Raw genomic sequence first — 16,090 nt, 5'->3', positions numbered from 1 at the left:
CGTCGTGGTGGTCCGCCGTCGCGGCGGGGGGAAAGAGGCCGGGCCGGCACGGTCTTTCCGCCGCGGCGGGCGAGGAGCGCCGGCTCGGCAGGCTCCTTCCGCCGCAGCGGCGAGAAACCGAAGCGGCGCGCCCCGGCGGTGCCGAGCGGCTTCGGGTGGGTCCGGCACCGCCGGTCACGATCGTCGTGGTGGTCCGCCGTCGCGGCGGGATGAAACTGTCGTGGTGGCCGGCGTCGCGGCGGAAGGGGCGTGCCGGGTCCGGCGAGGACGGAGGCCGCCGTGGCGGGTGCCCCGGGGAAACCTGGGAGCCGCGGCGCGAGCCGTCCCCGTACTCTGGAGGGGTTATGACTGACTTCCCCGGTGCTCCCGACCCCCAGGCCCCCCGCAAGGGGCTCCGCGTGCTCGCCGCCATGTCCGGCGGCGTCGACTCCGCCGTCGCCGCGGCCCGGGCCGTCGAGGCGGGCCACGACGTGACGGGCGTGCACCTCGCGCTGTCCGCGAACCCGCAGTCCTTCCGTACGGGCGCGCGCGGCTGCTGCACGATCGAGGACTCCCGCGACGCCCGCCGCGCCGCGGACGTGATCGGCATCCCCTTCTACTGCTGGGATCTGGCGGAGCGCTTCCGGGAGGACGTCGTCGAGGACTTCGTCGCCGAGTACGAGGCGGGCCGCACGCCCAACCCCTGCCTGCGCTGCAACGAGAAGATCAAGTTCGCGGCGCTGCTGGACAAGGCGCTCGCGCTGGGCTTCGACGCCGTGTGCACGGGTCATTACGCGACGGTCGTGCTCAACGAGGACGGCACGCGCGAGCTGCACCGCGCCAGCGACATGGCGAAGGACCAGTCCTACGTCCTCGGCGTGCTCGACGACCGGCAGCTGGCCCACGCGATGTTCCCGCTGGGCGACACGGTCACCACGAAGGACGAGATCCGCGCGGAGGCGGAGCGCCGCGGCCTGGCCGTGGCGAAGAAGCCCGACAGCCACGACATCTGCTTCATCGCCGACGGCGACACCCGCGGCTTCCTGGCGAAGCGCCTGGGCAAGGCCGAGGGCGACATCGTCGACGAGACGGGCGCGAAGGTCGGCACGCACGAGGGCGCGTACGGTTTCACGATCGGCCAGCGCAAGGGCCTGCGCATCGGCCACCCGGCCGCGGACGGCAAGCCGCGCTACGTCCTGGACATCTCGCCGGTGAACAACACGGTGACGGTCGGCCCGGTGGAGGCGCTCGACGTCATCGCCCTGACCGCCATCCGCCCCCGCTGGTGCGGCACGGCCCCGGAGGGCTCCGGCACGTACACCGCCCAGCTGCGCGCCCACGGCGGCGAGACCGAGGTGACGGCCGAGCTCGTCGGCGACGAGCTGCGGGTGGCCTTCACCGAGCCGGTCCGCGGCGTGGCCCCGGGCCAGGCGATCGTGCTGTACGACGGCACGCGCGTCGTCGGCTCGGCGACGATCGCGACCACCGAGCGCGCGGCGGCGCGGGCGGCGCAGAGCGCCTGACCCGCGCCCCCCCCCCCCCCCCCCCCCCCCCCCCCCGCCGGGCGCGCGGGGAGGTGCCGTTACGACTTGGTGCGGGTCACGTTCTCGACCGCGCACTTGCCGCTGACGCTGGTGCCCGCCTTCGGCACGTACACCTGCGAGACGTCCTGCGTGTCGGTCTTGCCGGGGCCGACGAAGGGGATGGTCCGGTTGCGGGTGCCGATGAGGGTGCCGTTCGAGTCGGTGAACTTCACCGAGAACGTGTAGGTGTAGTTGTCCGTCAGGCTGGGGTTGGTGACGGAGATCTTCGCGGTGATGCCGCGGGCGTCGCTGTAGTCGCAGCTGAGGATCTTGAGGTCGCGCGAGGCGCTGCCGCTGCGGCCGGTGCCGCCGGAGGTGAGCCCGCTCGTGGACGAGCCGCTGGTGGTGGACCCGCCCGTGGTGAGGCCGCCGTCCGTGCTCGTACCGCCGGACGTCGTGCCACCGGAGGTCAGTCCGCCGCTGGTGGAGTCGCCGGTCGTGCCGCCCGTGGTGGTCGTACCACCGGAGGTCGAGCTGCTGCTGTGGTGGCTGGAGCTGCCGCCGCTGCAGCCGCCGCCGTGGTGGCCCCGGGCTCCGGTCAGAGCGACGACGGCAATTCCGAAGACCGCGGCCGCGCGGACATGACGAAGCTTCACTGGTACTTCCCCCGATAATTGGCTGGAAACAGCGCCTGTTGACGCCCGGCTGACGAGTGCACGTCACGCTAACAGCGCTCTTACAAGCCGCCAAACCAAGCAGCTTCCTGTGACGAACCCGCAACCGAACGGGGCCGTAACGAGGACAGGAACGGTCCGAAAACAGCCCAGAGCGGCCGGGCCGCCGCGGCCGCGTACGGTGGCGTCCATGAATATCGCCGTCTTCTGTTCCGCCGCCGACCTCGACGCCCGCTACACCGTCCCCGCGCGCGAATTCGCCGAGCTGATCGGCAGGGGCGGTCACACGCTGGTGTGGGGAGGCTCGGAGTCCGGCCTGATGAAGGTCATGGCCGACGGCGTGCAGGAGAGCGGCGGCCGGCTGGTGGGCGTGACGGTGGAGTTCCTCGCCGCGCGGGCCCGGCGCGGCGCCGACGAGATGCTCGTCACCCGCGATCTGGCCGAGCGCAAGGCGCAGTTGCTGGCGCGCGCCGACGCCGTCGTCATCATGGTGGGCGGCACCGGCACGCTCGACGAGGCGACGGAGATCCTGGAGCTGAAGAAGCACGGGCTCCACGACAAGCCCGTCGTCCTGCTCAACGCGGCCGGCTTCTACGACGGCCTCAAGGCGCAGTTCCAGCGGATGGAGGACGAGGGCTTCCTCCCGGTCCCCCTGGCCGAGCTGGTGTTCTTCGCCGAGGACGGCCTCGGGGCGATGGCGTACCTGGAGGAGTCGGCGGGTCTGCAGTAGCGCGCGCCGTAGGGCAAGCTGGCTCCCATGGCAACACATCTGATCACCGGGGCCGGCTCGGGCATCGGGGAGGCGGTCGCGCGCCGTCTCCTCGACCGGGGCGACGAGGTCCACCTCTTCGCGCGGGACGCCGGCCGGGCCAGGGAGCTGGCCGCCGCCTTCCCCGGCGCCCACACGCTCGTGGCCGACCTGTCCACCCCGGACCGGCTCTCCTGGGCCCTCGACAAGCAGTCGCTGCCCGACCGGGTCGACACGCTGCTGCACGTCGCGGGCGTCGTCGACCTCGGCGGCGTCGGCGAGCTGACGCCGAAGACGTGGAACGCCACGCTCGCCGCCAACCTGGTCTCCCCGGCCGAGCTGACGCGGCTGTTCCTGCCGCAGCTGCGCGTGACGAAGGGGCACGTCGTCTTCGTCAACTCCGGCGCGGGGCTGCACGCCCACGCCGGCTGGAGCGCGTACGCCGCGAGCAAGCACGGCCTGAAGGCGCTCGCGGACTCGCTGCGGGCGGAGGAGCACGCGGCCGGCGTGCGCGTCACCAGCGTCTACCCGGGCCGCACCGCGACCCCCATGCAGGCGAAGGTGCACCAGCAGGAGGGCAAGGAGTACGACCCGTCGCAGTGGATCGACCCCGAGTCGGTCGCGTCGACGATCCTGCTCGCGATCGACCTCCCGCGCGACGCGGAGATCAACGACCTGTCCGTCCGGCCCGGTCGCTGACGCGGCGGCGTACGCTGGCGGCATGAGCAGCAGCGCAGTGCGGGACACGGCGGCCGTCGGGTGCTCGGTCAAGGAGATACGGTCCCTGGTCGTCGAGCTGAACAAGCGCATGGACGCGCACCAGCGCGGCCGCAGCGCCGAGTTCGACCTCACGCCGACCCAGGCGAAGGCCCTGGAGGAGCTCGGGCGGCCGCGGACGGCGCGCGAGCTGGCGGCGATCCTGAGCTGCGAGCCGCCGAACGTCACCTACGTGGTGGACAAGCTGGAGAAGCGCGGCCTGCTCGTGCGCGAGCCGCACCCGCAGGACAGACGGGCCAAGCGGCTCGTCCTGACCGACGCGGGGCGGGAGTTGCGCCTGGAGCTGCTGCGGCGCATCGGGCGCGATTCGCCGCTGGACCACCTGTCGCACGAGGAGCGGGCGGCTTTGCGGGATCAGCTGGCGAGGGCGCTGGAAGGCGTCTAGACCGCGAGTCGCGGGCACGGGGAAGCCCCCGGGGCGGATGTCCCGGGGGCTTTCGTATAGCTCTCGTAAAGTTATAGCTGTAATGATTGTCTGAGTAATCGATACAGCTTTAACTATTCTCATGATCGCTCAGACCGGTTCCCCCGCGGCCGCCACCACCACCGCCCCGGCCCCGCCGTCCCCTCCCGCCCGGCCGGGGCTCGGCATCTTCACCCTCGCGCTCGGTTTCGTGATGGCCTCGCTGGACGTCACGATCATCAACGTCGCCGGCCCCTCGCTCCGTGCGGGCCTGGGGCTCTCGCTGTCCGGCCTGACGTGGGTCGTCAGCGGTTACGTCCTCGCCTTCGCCGCCCTCCTGCTCCTGGCCGGCTCCCTCGCCGGCCGCTACGGCGCGCGCCGCACCTACCTCGCCGGCCTCGCGCTCTTCACCGCGGCCTCGCTGCTGGCCGCGCTCGCACCCGGGGCGGGGGTCCTCATCGCGGGGCGGATCCTGCAGGGCGCGGGCGCGGCGCTGTTCATGCCCAGCTCGCTGACCCTGCTCCTCGCCGCCTTCCCCGGCGGACGGGAGCGGGCCCGCGTCCTCGGCCTGTGGTCCGCGATCGTCTCCGTGGCCGCGGGGCTCGGCCCGGCCGTCGGCGGCCTCCTCGTCGGCGCGTTCGGCTGGCGCTCCGTCTTCCTCGTCAACCTGCCGCTGGGCCTGCTCGGCCTCGTGCTCGCCCGCCGCGTCACCGCCCCCCTGCCGGGCAGGCCCGGCCCGCTCGCCGCCGCCGGCCACGCGCTCGGCCTGCTCGCCCTGGCCGCCCTCAGCTACGGCCTCATCGAGGGCCCGGACCTGGGCTGGGCCGCGCCGCGCGTGCTGGTGCCGCTCGCCGTCGCGGCCCTGGCCGGCGCCGCCTTCGTCGTCCGCGAGCGCCGCGCGGCGGCCCGCGTCCTGCCCCGCGCGCTCTTCTCCGACGCCCGCTTCCCGGCCGCCAACGCCATCGGCTTCCTCTTCAACTTCGGCCTCTTCGGCGGACTGTTCATGCTGGGCCTCTTCCTGCAGAACGCGCGCGGCGCGAGCCCCGTGCAGGCCGGCCTGCAGATGCTTCCCGTCCAGGCCGTCTGGCTCCTCGGCAACGTCCTCTACGCGAAGGCCGGCCCCCGCATCGGCAACCGCGTGATCCTCGCGGTCACCCTCACCGTCTCCGCCGCCGGCACCCTCGTCCTGGCCCTGACCGTCTCGCCCGGCATGCCGTACTGGGTCCTCGCCACCGTCCTCGCCACCCTCAACACCGGCATCGGCATGGCCTCCCCGGCGATGACCGGCGCCACCATGGAGTCCGCCGGCACCGAGCACTCCGGCATCGCGGGCGCCGCGCTCAACGCCAACCGCCAGATCGGCTCCCTCGTCGGCGTCGCCGCCGTCAGCGCCGTGCTCGCCGCGACGGACGGCTGGTACCCGGGCGCGGCGGCCTCCTTCGGGCTGACCGCGGGCGCCTACGCGGCGGCCGGGCTCCTCGCCTGGCTCGGCCTGCGCACCGGCCGCCGCGCGCCCCGTAGTCTTCCTGCGTGAGCGACAAGAGCAACAACGACCAGGGGTCCGGTGGCCGTCCGCCGGGAGCGGGGAAGATCTGGGGCGCCGGTGCGGCCACCGGCGTCGGGTCGATGCCCGGCGGCGACGCCCGCGAGGCCGCGAAGACCGTCACCGGGTCCCTGGAGGCCCTTCCGTACCTGCCGGAGCTGCCCTCCCGAGGCCCCGGCGCCGACATGATCGGGCGCACCACCGGCCTGCTGGTGGACGTCTACGCGCACGTGGAACCCAGCGGATGGCGCGTCAGCGACCGCCCGGGCCGCGACACCAAGCGCGCCCGCTCCTGGCTGGGCGAGGACCTGGACGCACTGGAGGAGTACACCCAGGGCTACGAGGGAGCGCTCAAGGTCTCCGCCGTCGGCCCGTGGACCCTCGCCGCCGCCCTCGAACTGCGCGGCGGCGAGGCCGCCCTCGGCGACGCCGGCGCCTGCCGCGACCTCACCGCCTCGCTGGCCGAGGGCTTGCGGGGCCACCTGGCCGACGTGCGGCGGCGGGTGCCCGGCGCCCGTGTCGTGCTGCAGCTGGACGAGCCCTCCCTGACCGCCGTCCTCACCGGGCACGTGCGCACCGCCAGCGGCTACCGCACCTACCGCGCCGTCGACCGGGCCGTCGTCGAGGGCGCCCTGCGCGACCTGGTGACCGTCGCCCGCGAGGCCACCGGCGAGGCGCCCGTCGTCCACTCGTGCGCCCCCGGCGTGCCCTTCGCGCTGCTGCGCCGGGCCGGCTTCCAAGGCATCTCGTTCGATTTCTCGCTCTTCACCGAGCGTGAGGAAGAAGCGGTGGGAGAGGCGGTGGAGGCGGGTACCGCGCTGTTCGTGGGCGTGGTGCCGGGCACGGACGGCCCATTGTCAGACCCTGCCGGTAGCGTCATGGGTGTCAGGACGCTGTGGCGCAGGCTGGGGCTGGCACCGGGGACCCTCGCGGAGTCCGTGGTCGTCACGCCCTCGTGCGGGCTCGCGGGCGCTTCGCCCGCATATGCCCGCGCGGCCCTCGACCACTGCGTCCGGGCGGCGAAATCACTCGCAGACAACCCTGAGTGACGGCGCTCATGGATCAACGGGAGGACGAGACGGTGGCTGTCGAACAGCAGGGCGGACGGCAGGACGAAGAGCTCGCGGCGGGCTCCGCCGTGCCCGCCGAGGCGCGGGAGAAGCACGCACTGCTGGCCGAGCAGATCGAGGAACACCGCTTCCGGTACTACGTCAAGGACGCCCCCGTCATCAGCGACGCCGCGTTCGACAAGCTGCTGCGCTCGCTGGAGGCCCTGGAGGAGGAGCACCCGGAGCTGCGCACGCCGGACTCGCCCACCCAGAAGGTCGCCGGGGCGTACGAGGCTGCTTTCACGGCGTTCTCGGCCGTCGAGCACCGCGAGCGCATGCTCTCCCTCGACAACGCCTTCGACGACGAAGAGCTCGCCGCCTGGGCCGAGCGCATCGCCAAGGACATCGGCGGCGGCACGCCGTACCACTTCCTGTGCGAGCTCAAGGTCGACGGCCTCGCCGTCAACCTCACCTACGAGCACGGCCGCCTCACCCGCGCCGCCACCCGCGGCGACGGCCGCACCGGCGAGGACATCACGCCCAACGTCCGCACCATCGCCGAGATCCCCGACCGCCTCAAGGGCGACCGCATCCCGGCCCTCGTCGAGGTCCGCGGCGAGGTCTACTTCCCGATGGAGAAGTTCGAGGAGCTCAACGCCGCCCTGGTGGAGGCCGGCAAGCCCCCCTTCGCCAACCCCAGGAACGCGGCCGCCGGCTCGCTGCGCCAGAAGGACCCGCGCGTCACCGCCACCCGTCCCCTGCACATGGTCGTCCACGGCATCGGCGCCCGCGAGGGCTTCGACATCGACCGCCAGTCGCAGGCCTACGGACTGCTGCGCGAGTGGGGCCTGCCGACCGCGGCGCACGCGGAGGTCGTGGGCGACCTGACGGCCGTACGGAAGTTCATCGCCCACTACGGCAACCCCGACGTGCGCCATTCGATGGAGCACGAGATCGACGGCGTCGTCGTCAAGCTCGACGAGATCCCCCTGCAGGGGCGGCTCGGCTCCACCGCACGCGCCCCCCGCTGGGCCATCGCGTGGAAGTACGCCCCGGAGGAGGTCAACACCAAGCTGGTCGACATCCGGGTGGGCGTCGGCCGCACGGGCCGGGTCACGCCCTACGCCGTGGTCGAGCCGATCACGGTCGCGGGCTCCGAGGTCGAGTTCGCCACCCTGCACAACCAGGACGTCGTCAAGGCCAAGGGCGTCCTCATCGGCGACACCGTCGTGCTGCGCAAGGCGGGCGACGTCATCCCCGAGATCCTCGGCCCGGTGGTGGACCTGCGGGACGGCACCGAGCGGGAGTTCGTGATGCCCGCGGAGTGCCCCGAGTGCCGCACGCCGCTGCGGCCCATGAAGGAGGGCGACATCGACCTCCGCTGCCCCAACGCCCGCGCCTGCCCCGCCCAGATCCGCGAGCGCCTCTTCTACCTCGCCGGCCGTCAGTGCCTCGACATCGAGAACCTCGGGTACGTGGCCTCCACGGCGCTCACCCAGCCGCTGGAGCCCGCCGAGCCGCCCCTGCGGGACGAGGGCGACCTGTTCGGCATGACCATCGAACAGCTGCTGCCCATCAAGTCCTACGTCGTGGACCCGGACTCCGGCCTGCCCAAGCGCGATCCGAAGACGGGCGAGGAGAAGGTCGTCACCTTCTTCGCCAACCAGAAGGGCGAGCCGAAGAAGAACGCCCTGGCCATGCTGGAGAACATCCAGGCGGCCAGGCAGCGGCCCCTGGCCCGCGTCATCAACGGGCTGTCCATCCGCCACGTCGGCCCGGTCTCGGCCGCGGTTCTCGCCCGTGAGTTCCGCTCCGTCGACCGCATCGCCGAGGCGAGCGAGGAGGAGCTGGCCGCCGTCGAAGGCGTCGGCCCGATCGTCGCCGCCGCCGTCAAGGAATGGTTCGCCGAGGACTGGCACCGCGAGATCATCGAGAAGTGGCGCGCCGCCGGCGTCCGGATGGAGGAGGAGGCCGGGGAGGACGAAGGCCCGCGCCCCCTGGCCGGCCTGACGGTGGTGGTGACCGGCACCCTCTCCTCGTACACCCGCGACGCGGCCAAGGAGGCGCTGCAGCAGCAGGGCGCCAAGGTCACCGGCTCGGTGTCGAAGAAGACGGACTTCGTGGTCGTCGGCGACAACCCCGGGTCCAAGTACGACAAGGCCATGCAGCTGAAGGTCCCCGTCCTGGAGGAGGACGGCTTCGCCGTGCTCCTCGCCGAAGGGCCCGATGCTGCGCGGGAAGCGGCCGTCCCGCAAGAGGGCGCGGGAGCGGGCGGGGGCGCGGGCGAGGACGAGAGCGACCACGGCAAGGCGTAGCGGGCAGGGGGTGCGGGTAGCCCCTCCGCACCCCCCGCCACCCACGCCGTCACGCGCCCCACGCAAAGCGGCGCCGCCACCCGGAAGGCAGGTTCGCACACCGGTCGCCACCCCAGCGGAGTAATGCCCGCATAGTCAGTGGGCATTACCCCTACAGCGCATACCAGATGGCTACAAGAGGCCGGATCCCAATCGGGCAACCGCTGCCGATCGCTGCCCGCCGTAGCCTTCTGCGGCCTACTGTTGAGATGTGCGCCTGCCGTGGCGCGGGCACCGCCGGCTGTGAGAGGGACGGGCATGAAACCCACCGACAGCGCCGAACCGGCATCCCGGCTGCGCCGGGTTCCTCCGCCCGCGCTGCCGACGGTCTGTGTCACCGTGGCGGTCCTCGCGCTGGCCGCGGGAATCTGCCGGGTGCTCGGCGCGGGCCACTCCGTCTTCCCCGGACACACCGTCGGCTGGTCGCTGGCCGTCCTCACCGGCCTCATCGTCGCCCACCTCGTCGCCCTCGGGCGCGACCGCTGGTGGGGCGGCACCGGCTCCGGGGCCGCCCTCACCCTCGCCGTCCTCCTCCTCTACGGCTGGCTGCCCGCCGTCCTGATCAGCATCGCCGTCGTCCTCCTCGTCGCCACCGCGCGCCGCCACCGCTGGCGCCAGGCCTTACTCCACGGTGCCGTCGACATCCTCGGCATCGGCGCCGCCGGGCTCGCCCTCGCCGTGTGCGGCGTCGTCTCCACCGTCGAGCGCCCCTGGCTGCCCGACGAGTGGCCGCTGACCGCCATCCCCAAGGTGGCCCTCGCCGCCTTCATGTACCTCGCGGTCACCCGCGCCCTGCTGTGGTACTCCATGGCCCCCCGCGCCGGGCTCAGCACCATCGCCCGCACCGCCCTCGTCCGGCAGGCCCTCGTCGGCGGCGCCCTCCTCGGCATCGCCCCGCTCATCGCCGTCGTCGCCGACCACGCGCCGCTGCTGCTGCCGCTGTTCGCCGTCCCCCTCATCGCCCTCGACTCCACGCTGTGGATCGCCCGCGCCCGCGCCGAGGAGCAGCTGCGCGACCCGCTCACCGGGCTGCCCAACCGCCAGTGGCTGCTGGAGCGCACCTGGAGCGCGCTCGACGAGGCCGAGCGCGCCGGCACCCGCTCCGCCCTCGTCCTCATCGACCTCGACCGCTTCCGCTCCGTCAACGACACCCTCGGCCACCTCGCGGGAGACCGGCTGCTGCTGCAGATAGCCGAGCGGCTGCGGCTGGCCCTGCCCCGCGACGCGGAGGCGGCACGGCTCGGGGGCGACGAGTTCGCGGTGCTGCTGCCCACCGCCGACTCCCTCACCAGCGCCCAGCGCGTGGCCCGTTCGCTGGTGGCCGCGCTCGGCTCGCCGCTCGACCTCGACGGGCTCACCCTCGTGCTGGAGGCCAGCGCCGGCGTCGCCGTCTACCCCGACCACGCCCTCGACGCCGAGGGGCTGCTGCGCCGGGCCGACGTCGCCATGTACCAGGCCAAGCGCGACCGCAGCGGCGTCGAGGTCTACGAGGCCCGCCGCGACGGCAACACCCCCGACCGGCTCGGACTCCTCGGCGACCTGCGGCGCGCCCTCGACGCGGGCGACGTCGAGCTGCACTACCAGCCCAAGGTCGGCTTCGACGGGCACGTCGAGGGCCTCGAAGCGCTGGTGCGCTGGGTCCACCCCGAGCGCGGGCGCGTCTCGCCGGACGAGTTCATCGCCATCGCCGAGTCCTCCGGCCTGATGCCGCGGCTCACCGAATACGTCCTGGAGACCGCCCTCGGCCAGGTGGCGAAGTGGCGGGCCATGGGCCTGGAGGTGCCGGTCGCCGTCAACGTCTCCCCGCGCGACGTTCACACTCCCGGGTTCGCGGGCTCGGTCGCGGCGCGGCTGGCCCGGCACGGGGTCCCCGCGGGGGCGCTGCAGCTGGAGATAACCGAGCACGTCCTGCTGGAGGACCCGCAGCGGGCCGCGGACACCCTGGCGGGGCTGACCGGGCACGGGGTGAAGATGTCGCTGGACGACTTCGGCACGGGGTATTCGTCCCTGGTCCACCTCCGCCGGCTCCCGGTCAGCGAGCTGAAGATCGACCGCTCGTTCGTCGCCCGCCTCGCCATCGACAACGAGGACGCCGAGATCGTCCGCTGCACGCTCGACCTCGCCCACTCCCTCGGCCTGCTCGTCGTCGCCGAGGGCGTCGAGGACGACGAGACGTGGGAGCGTCTGCGGGACCTGGGGTGCGATGCGGTCCAGGGCTGGCTCGTCGCCGCGGCCATGCCGCCGGACGAGACGACGGCCTGGCTCCGCCTGCGCAACGAATCCGGCTGGCACCGGGAGGTGGACCGCGTGGCGGCCACGGCGTCCGCCGCGGCGGAGGAGGACGCCGTCACGTAGGGGCCGGGGCCGGTCGGGCACCGCCGGATTCCCCGGTGGGCGCTGCGCGCCGCGGCGGCGGAGCGAACCCCCGCCTGCCCGGCCATCTCTCCCGCCCGTCCGGGGGCCCGGCGGCACCGGAGCGCCCCGGGCCGCAGCCACGGGGAAAGCGTTTAGCAGGCACGGCTCCCGGAGCCATAGGATTGGGCGCACAACCCGCCCAGAATCCGTCACAACCCCTGAGGATCGCCGCATGCCTGGCATCACGCGCGAGGAGGTAGCCCACCTCGCCCGGCTGGCACGTCTGGAGCTCAAGGACGAAGAGCTCGAGCACTTCGCCGGCCAGCTCGACGACATCATCGGCGCGGTCGCCCGCGTCTCCGAGGTCGCCGAGCAGGACGTCCCCCCGACGTCCCACCCGCTGCCGCTGACCAACGTCATGCGCCCGGACGAGGTCCGTCCGTCGCTGACCCCGCAGGAGGCGCTCTCCGGCGCCCCCGCCCAGGAGCAGCAGCGTTTCAAGGTGCCGCAGATCCTGGGGGAGGACTAAACCGCTATGACGGACATCATTAAGCTCACCGCTGCCCAGATCGCGGAGAAGATCGCCTCCGGCGAGCTCACCGCCGTTCAGGTCACCGAGGCCCACCTGGCCCGCATCGAGGCCGTGGACGAGAAGGTGCACGCCTTCCTCCACGTGGACCGCGAGGGCGCCCTCGCCCAGGCCCGCGAGGTCGACGCCAAGCGCGAGCGCGGCGAGAAGCTCGGCCCGCTGGCCGGCGTCCCCCTCGCGCTCAAGGACATCTTCACCACCAAGGGGATCCCGACCACGGTCGGCTCGAAGATCCTCGAAGGCTGGATCCCGCCGTACGACGCGACGCTCACCAAGCGCCTGAAGGACGCGGACGTCGTCATCCTCGGCAAGACCAACATGGACGAGTTCGCGATGGGCTCCTCCACGGAGAACAGCGCCTACGGCCCCACCGGCAACCCCTGGGACCTGACCAAGATCCCCGGCGGCTCCGGCGGCGGCTCCAGCGCGGCGCTCGCCGCGTACGAGGCCCCCCTGGCCATCGGCACGGACACCGGCGGCTCGATCCGCCAGCCCGCCGCCGTGACCGGCACCGTCGGCGTCAAGCCGACCTACGGCTCGGTCTCGCGCTACGGCATGGTGGCCTTCTCCTCCTCCCTCGACCAGGGCGGCCCCTGCGCCCGCACGGTCCTGGACGCGGCCCTGCTGCATGAGGTGATCGCGGGCCACGACCCGATGGACTCCACGTCCATCGACGCCCCGGTCCCACCGGTCGTCGAAGCCGCGCGCAACGGCTCCGTCGCCGGCATGCGCGTCGGCGTCGTCAAGCAGTTCCGCGGCGAGGGCTACCAGGCCGGCGTCGTGCAGCGCTTCGACGAGTCGGTCGAGCTGCTCAAGGAGCTGGGCGCCGAGATCGTCGAGCTGGACTGCCCGTCCTTCGACCTGGCCCTGGCCGCGTACTACCTGATCGCGCCGTCCGAGTGCTCCTCGAACCTGGCCCGCTTCGACGGCCTGCGCTACGGCCTGCGGGCCGGCGACGACGGCACCCGCTCGGCCGAGGACGTCACCGCCCTCACCCGCGAGGCCGGCTTCGGCCCCGAGGTCAAGCGCCGCGTCATGCTCGGCACGTACGCCCTGAGCTCGGGCTACTACGACGCCTACTACGGCTCGGCGCAGAAGGTCCGCACGCTGATCACGCGCGACTTCGAGAAGGCCTTCGAGCAGGTCGACGTGATCGTCTCGCCGACCACCCCGACCACCGCCTTCGCGATCGGCGAGCGCGCCGACGACCCGATGGCGATGTACCTCGCGGACCTGTGCACCATCCCGACCAACCTGGCCGGCAACGCCGCCATGTCGCTGCCGTGCGGCCTGGCGCCGGAGGACAACCTGCCGGTCGGTCTGCAGATCATCGCTCCCGCCCTGAAGGACGACCGGCTCTACAAGGTCGGTGCCGCGGTCGAGGCCGCGTTCACCGCCCGCTGGGGCCACCACCTGCTCGAGGAGGCACCGTCGCTGTGAGTGCAGAAGTGAGCAAGGCGAGCGCTCTGAAGAAGGCCAAGGGCTTCAAGAAGTCCAAGCCCGGCACGTATCTGTCGATCGGCACCACGCTGTTCGGCGCGGTCAGCGTGATCAAGCAGGCGAAGAAGGCGCGCGGCGAGCAGGACACGCTCCAGCTGGTCGACGCGATCGTCTCCGCCGCCGCCATCGCCACCGGCGTCGCGCTGCTGGTGCGCGAGCTGCGCCGGATGAACAGCGACGACGTCCTCGCGGACTGAGCCAGGACCTGAGAGGTTAGTTTTCCGTGACCGTCACTGAACTGGTGTCGTACGAGGACGCGCTGGCTTCCTACGACCCCGTCATGGGCCTGGAGGTCCATGTCGAGCTCGGCACCAAGACGAAGATGTTCTGCGGCTGCTCCACGGAGCTGGGCGCGGACCCCAACACCCAGACCTGCCCGGTCTGCCTCGGCATGCCCGGCGCCCTGCCCGTGGTCAACGCCACCGGCGTCGAGTCCGCCATCAAGATCGGTCTCGCGCTGCACTGCGAGATCGCCGAGTGGTGCCGCTTCGCCCGGAAGAACTACTTCTATCCGGACATGCCGAAGAACTTCCAGACCTCCCAGTACGACGAGCCGATCGCCTTCAACGGCTACCTCGACGTGCAGCTGGAGGACGGCGAGGTCTTCCGCGTGGAGATCGAGCGCGCCCACATGGAGGAGGACACCGGCAAGTCCACCCACGTGGGCGGTGCCACCGGCCGCATCCACGGCGCCCAGCACTCCCTGCTGGACTACAACCGCGCCGGCATCCCGCTGATCGAGATCGTCACCAAGCCGATCGAGGGCGCGGGCGAGCGGGCCCCCGAGGTCGCCAAGGCGTACGTCGCCGAGCTCCGCGAGCTCATCAAGGCGCTGGGCGTCTCCGAGGCCCGGATGGAGATGGGCCAGATGCGCTGCGACGTGAACCTGTCGCTGCGCCCGCACGGCCGGGAGAAGTTCGGCACCCGCTCCGAGACCAAGAACGTCAACTCGCTGCGCTCCGTCGAGCGCGCGGTGCGCTTCGAGGTCCAGCGGCACGCCTCCGTCCTCACGGCCGGCGGCACGATCGTGCAGGAGACCCGCCACTTCCACGAGGAGGACGGGTCGACCACGTCCGGCCGCATCAAGGAAGAGGCCGAGGACTACCGCTACTTCCCCGAGCCGGACCTGGTGCCCGTGGCCCCCTCCCGGGAGTGGGTCGAGGAGCTCCGGAGCACCCTGCCCGAGCTGCCGCGCGTGCGCCGCAACCGGCTGCGCGAGGAGTGGGGCGTCACCGAGCACGACATGCAGTCGATCCTCAACGCGGGCGCGGTCGACCTGATCGTCGCCACCGTCGAGGCCGGTGCCGACTCGGCCGCCGCCCGCAAGTGGTGGATGGGCGAGCTGGCCCGCAGCGCCAACGAGTCCGGTACGGACCTCGCGGCGCTGCCGATCACTCCGGCGCAGGTCGCCCGGGTCGCGGCGCTGGTCGCCGAGGGCTCGCTCAACGACAAGCTGGCCCGCCAGGTCATCGAGGGCGTGCTCGCGGGCGAGGGCGACCCGGACGCGGTCGTCGACAAGCGCGGCCTGAAGGTCGTCTCCGACGACAGTGCCCTGGGCGCTGCCGTGGACGAGGCCATCGCGGCCAACGGCGCCATCGCGGACAAGATCCGCGCGGGCAAGGTCGCCGCGGCCGGTGCGCTGGTCGGCGCGGTCATGAAGGCCACGCGCGGCCAGGCCGACGCGGCCCGGGTCCGTGAGCTGATCCTGGAGCGCCTCGGCGTCGAAGGCTGATCATCTGCTGATCGGCAGCGTTCTGCGACATCTGATGGCCGCCCCTTTTCGGAGGGGCGGCCATTGTCTGTCCGGAAAAGGCCAGGGAATGGCTGGTTTCCTGTGCTCTATGGCCTTCGTATGCCCCGTCCGGCATGATCCCGACTGCGGGCCCACCGTGTGCCCGCATCCGATGTCTGGGGGTTGGCACATGAGACGGTTGAGCAGGGCGCTGGCTGCGCTCACGCTGGCGGGCGCGGGCCTGCTGGTCACGACGGTCCCGGCGGGCGCGGCGACGGAAGGGGCGCCCACGGTGAAGTGCGAGGCCGGCTGGGGGAGCCTGCCCAAGGCCGGCACGGAGACGGCGTACCGCCCGCTGCTGGACATCCGCGCCGGCCGGCACGAGTGCTACGACCGGCTGGTCTTCGACGTCCAGGGCATCGGCGACCGCCCGATCAGCTACCGCGTGGAGTACGTGGACCAGCTGCGCCAGGACGGATCGGGGGACGTGATCCCCGTCGGCGGCGGCGCGATCCTGGCGGTCCGCGTGGCCGCCCCGAGCTACGACCCTTCCACCGGCGAGCCGCGCTACCCCGGCCACGCCGGACAGCCGCTGACCGGTGTGGACCTGACCGGCTTCCGCACCTTCCAGGACACCCGCTTCGCCAGCAGCTTCGAGGGCGACACCCTGATCGGCCTCGGCGTCCGCGGGCGGCTGCCCTTCCGGGTCTTCCAGGAGCGCAACCGCATCGTCGTGGACGTCGCCCACACCTGGTAGCCCCCGCGCCGGGCGAGCGGCCCGCGGGCTGCGGGCCGCTGCCGCGAGGCCCCGGCGGCCCGTGTGTGGGGTGGGCCACAAAGCGGACAAAGGATCTTTTTCCGCTG

Annotated in this window: 14 protein-coding genes; 13 read left to right on the top strand and 1 reads right to left on the bottom strand. The window is 72.7% G+C overall.

Translation table 11 applies throughout. The annotated features are described in order from the left end of the window. Nucleotides 1–344: 344 nt before the first annotated feature. Nucleotides 345–1,502, top strand: a complete 1,158-nt coding sequence (gene mnmA / locus ACSNOG_RS08620) for a tRNA 2-thiouridine(34) synthase MnmA (protein ID WP_436751960.1) — start codon at nucleotides 345–347, stop codon at nucleotides 1,500–1,502. Between the two features lie 59 nt (nucleotides 1,503–1,561). Here mnmA and ACSNOG_RS08615 read toward each other — a convergent pair whose 3' ends face one another. Further along, nucleotides 1,562–2,158, bottom strand: a complete 597-nt coding sequence (locus tag ACSNOG_RS08615; RefSeq protein ID WP_436751959.1) for a hypothetical protein — start codon at nucleotides 2,156–2,158, stop codon at nucleotides 1,562–1,564. Nucleotides 2,159–2,366: 208 nt separating this feature from the next. Here ACSNOG_RS08615 and ACSNOG_RS08610 point away from each other — a divergent pair, with 208 nt between their 5' ends. The 12 genes from ACSNOG_RS08610 to ACSNOG_RS08555 all read left to right on the top strand — a co-directional run bounded on the left by ACSNOG_RS08610 (nucleotide 2,367) and on the right by ACSNOG_RS08555 (nucleotide 15,983). Continuing rightward, nucleotides 2,367–2,906, top strand: a complete 540-nt coding sequence (locus tag ACSNOG_RS08610; protein ID WP_436751958.1) for a TIGR00730 family Rossman fold protein — start codon at nucleotides 2,367–2,369, stop codon at nucleotides 2,904–2,906. Nucleotides 2,907–2,924: 18 nt separating this feature from the next. Next, the gene (locus ACSNOG_RS08605) at nucleotides 2,925–3,623 is read left to right on the top strand and encodes an SDR family oxidoreductase (RefSeq protein ID WP_436751963.1); all 699 of its coding nucleotides are present in this window, start codon (nucleotides 2,925–2,927) and stop codon (nucleotides 3,621–3,623) included. 22 nt (nucleotides 3,624–3,645) lie between these two features. Further along, the gene (locus tag ACSNOG_RS08600; protein ID WP_436751957.1) at nucleotides 3,646–4,086 is read left to right on the top strand and encodes a MarR family winged helix-turn-helix transcriptional regulator; all 441 of its coding nucleotides are present in this window, start codon (nucleotides 3,646–3,648) and stop codon (nucleotides 4,084–4,086) included. Between the two features lie 121 nt (nucleotides 4,087–4,207). Then, a complete protein-coding gene (locus tag ACSNOG_RS08595) occupies nucleotides 4,208–5,638 on the top strand; it encodes an MFS transporter (RefSeq protein WP_436751956.1) in 1,431 nt (476 codons plus the stop codon). 56 nt (nucleotides 5,639–5,694) lie between these two features. Further along, a complete protein-coding gene (locus tag ACSNOG_RS08590; RefSeq protein WP_436751962.1) occupies nucleotides 5,695–6,696 on the top strand; it encodes a methionine synthase in 1,002 nt (333 codons plus the stop codon). An 8-nt stretch (nucleotides 6,697–6,704) separates the two neighbouring features. Continuing rightward, nucleotides 6,705–9,011 (top strand): NAD-dependent DNA ligase LigA, encoded by a 2,307-nt coding sequence (gene ligA, locus ACSNOG_RS08585; protein WP_436751955.1) that lies wholly within the window; start codon nucleotides 6,705–6,707, stop codon nucleotides 9,009–9,011. Nucleotides 9,012–9,308: 297 nt separating this feature from the next. Next, nucleotides 9,309–11,405, top strand: a complete 2,097-nt coding sequence (locus tag ACSNOG_RS08580; RefSeq protein ID WP_436751954.1) for a putative bifunctional diguanylate cyclase/phosphodiesterase — start codon at nucleotides 9,309–9,311, stop codon at nucleotides 11,403–11,405. 232 nt (nucleotides 11,406–11,637) lie between these two features. Next, the gene (gene gatC, locus ACSNOG_RS08575) at nucleotides 11,638–11,934 is read left to right on the top strand and encodes an Asp-tRNA(Asn)/Glu-tRNA(Gln) amidotransferase subunit GatC (protein ID WP_030368121.1); all 297 of its coding nucleotides are present in this window, start codon (nucleotides 11,638–11,640) and stop codon (nucleotides 11,932–11,934) included. Between the two features lie 6 nt (nucleotides 11,935–11,940). After that, complete coding sequence (gatA, locus tag ACSNOG_RS08570; protein ID WP_436751953.1) at nucleotides 11,941–13,434, top strand: Asp-tRNA(Asn)/Glu-tRNA(Gln) amidotransferase subunit GatA; 1,494 nt, start codon at nucleotides 11,941–11,943, stop codon at nucleotides 13,432–13,434. After that, a complete protein-coding gene (locus ACSNOG_RS08565) occupies nucleotides 13,431–13,691 on the top strand; it encodes a hypothetical protein (RefSeq protein WP_246430511.1) in 261 nt (86 codons plus the stop codon). The genes gatA and ACSNOG_RS08565 overlap by 4 nt, the downstream gene beginning before the upstream one ends. Before the next feature lie 26 nt (nucleotides 13,692–13,717). Beyond that, the gene (gene gatB, locus ACSNOG_RS08560; protein ID WP_436751952.1) at nucleotides 13,718–15,226 is read left to right on the top strand and encodes an Asp-tRNA(Asn)/Glu-tRNA(Gln) amidotransferase subunit GatB; all 1,509 of its coding nucleotides are present in this window, start codon (nucleotides 13,718–13,720) and stop codon (nucleotides 15,224–15,226) included. A gap of 190 nt (nucleotides 15,227–15,416) precedes the next feature. Next, nucleotides 15,417–15,983, top strand: a complete 567-nt coding sequence (locus ACSNOG_RS08555; protein WP_436751951.1) for an AMIN-like domain-containing (lipo)protein — start codon at nucleotides 15,417–15,419, stop codon at nucleotides 15,981–15,983. The last annotated feature ends 107 nt before the right edge of the window (nucleotides 15,984–16,090 follow it).

Origin of the sequence: Streptomyces sp. URMC 124 (assembly GCF_051386455.1) — a bacterium.
GTDB lineage: Bacteria > Actinomycetota > Actinomycetes > Streptomycetales > Streptomycetaceae > Streptomyces.
Note: the sequence above shows the minus strand (reverse complement) of the source record. Positions and strands in the feature narration are given on the sequence as shown.

Excerpts from the sequence above, each read along its gene's own strand:
- mnmA (WP_436751960.1), top strand. The coding sequence starts at position 345 with ATGACTGACTTCCCCGGTGCTCCCGACCCCCAGGCCCCCCGCAAGGGG.
- ACSNOG_RS08610 (WP_436751958.1), top strand. The coding sequence starts at position 2,367 with ATGAATATCGCCGTCTTCTGTTCCGCCGCCGACCTCGACGCCCGCTAC.
- ACSNOG_RS08600 (WP_436751957.1), top strand. The coding sequence starts at position 3,646 with ATGAGCAGCAGCGCAGTGCGGGACACGGCGGCCGTCGGGTGCTCGGTC.
- ACSNOG_RS08595 (WP_436751956.1), top strand. The coding sequence starts at position 4,208 with ATGATCGCTCAGACCGGTTCCCCCGCGGCCGCCACCACCACCGCCCCG.
- ligA (WP_436751955.1), top strand. The coding sequence starts at position 6,705 with ATGGATCAACGGGAGGACGAGACGGTGGCTGTCGAACAGCAGGGCGGA.
- ACSNOG_RS08580 (WP_436751954.1), top strand. The coding sequence starts at position 9,309 with ATGAAACCCACCGACAGCGCCGAACCGGCATCCCGGCTGCGCCGGGTT.
- gatC (WP_030368121.1), top strand. The coding sequence starts at position 11,638 with ATGCCTGGCATCACGCGCGAGGAGGTAGCCCACCTCGCCCGGCTGGCA.
- gatA (WP_436751953.1), top strand. The coding sequence starts at position 11,941 with ATGACGGACATCATTAAGCTCACCGCTGCCCAGATCGCGGAGAAGATC.
- ACSNOG_RS08555 (WP_436751951.1), top strand. The coding sequence starts at position 15,417 with ATGAGACGGTTGAGCAGGGCGCTGGCTGCGCTCACGCTGGCGGGCGCG.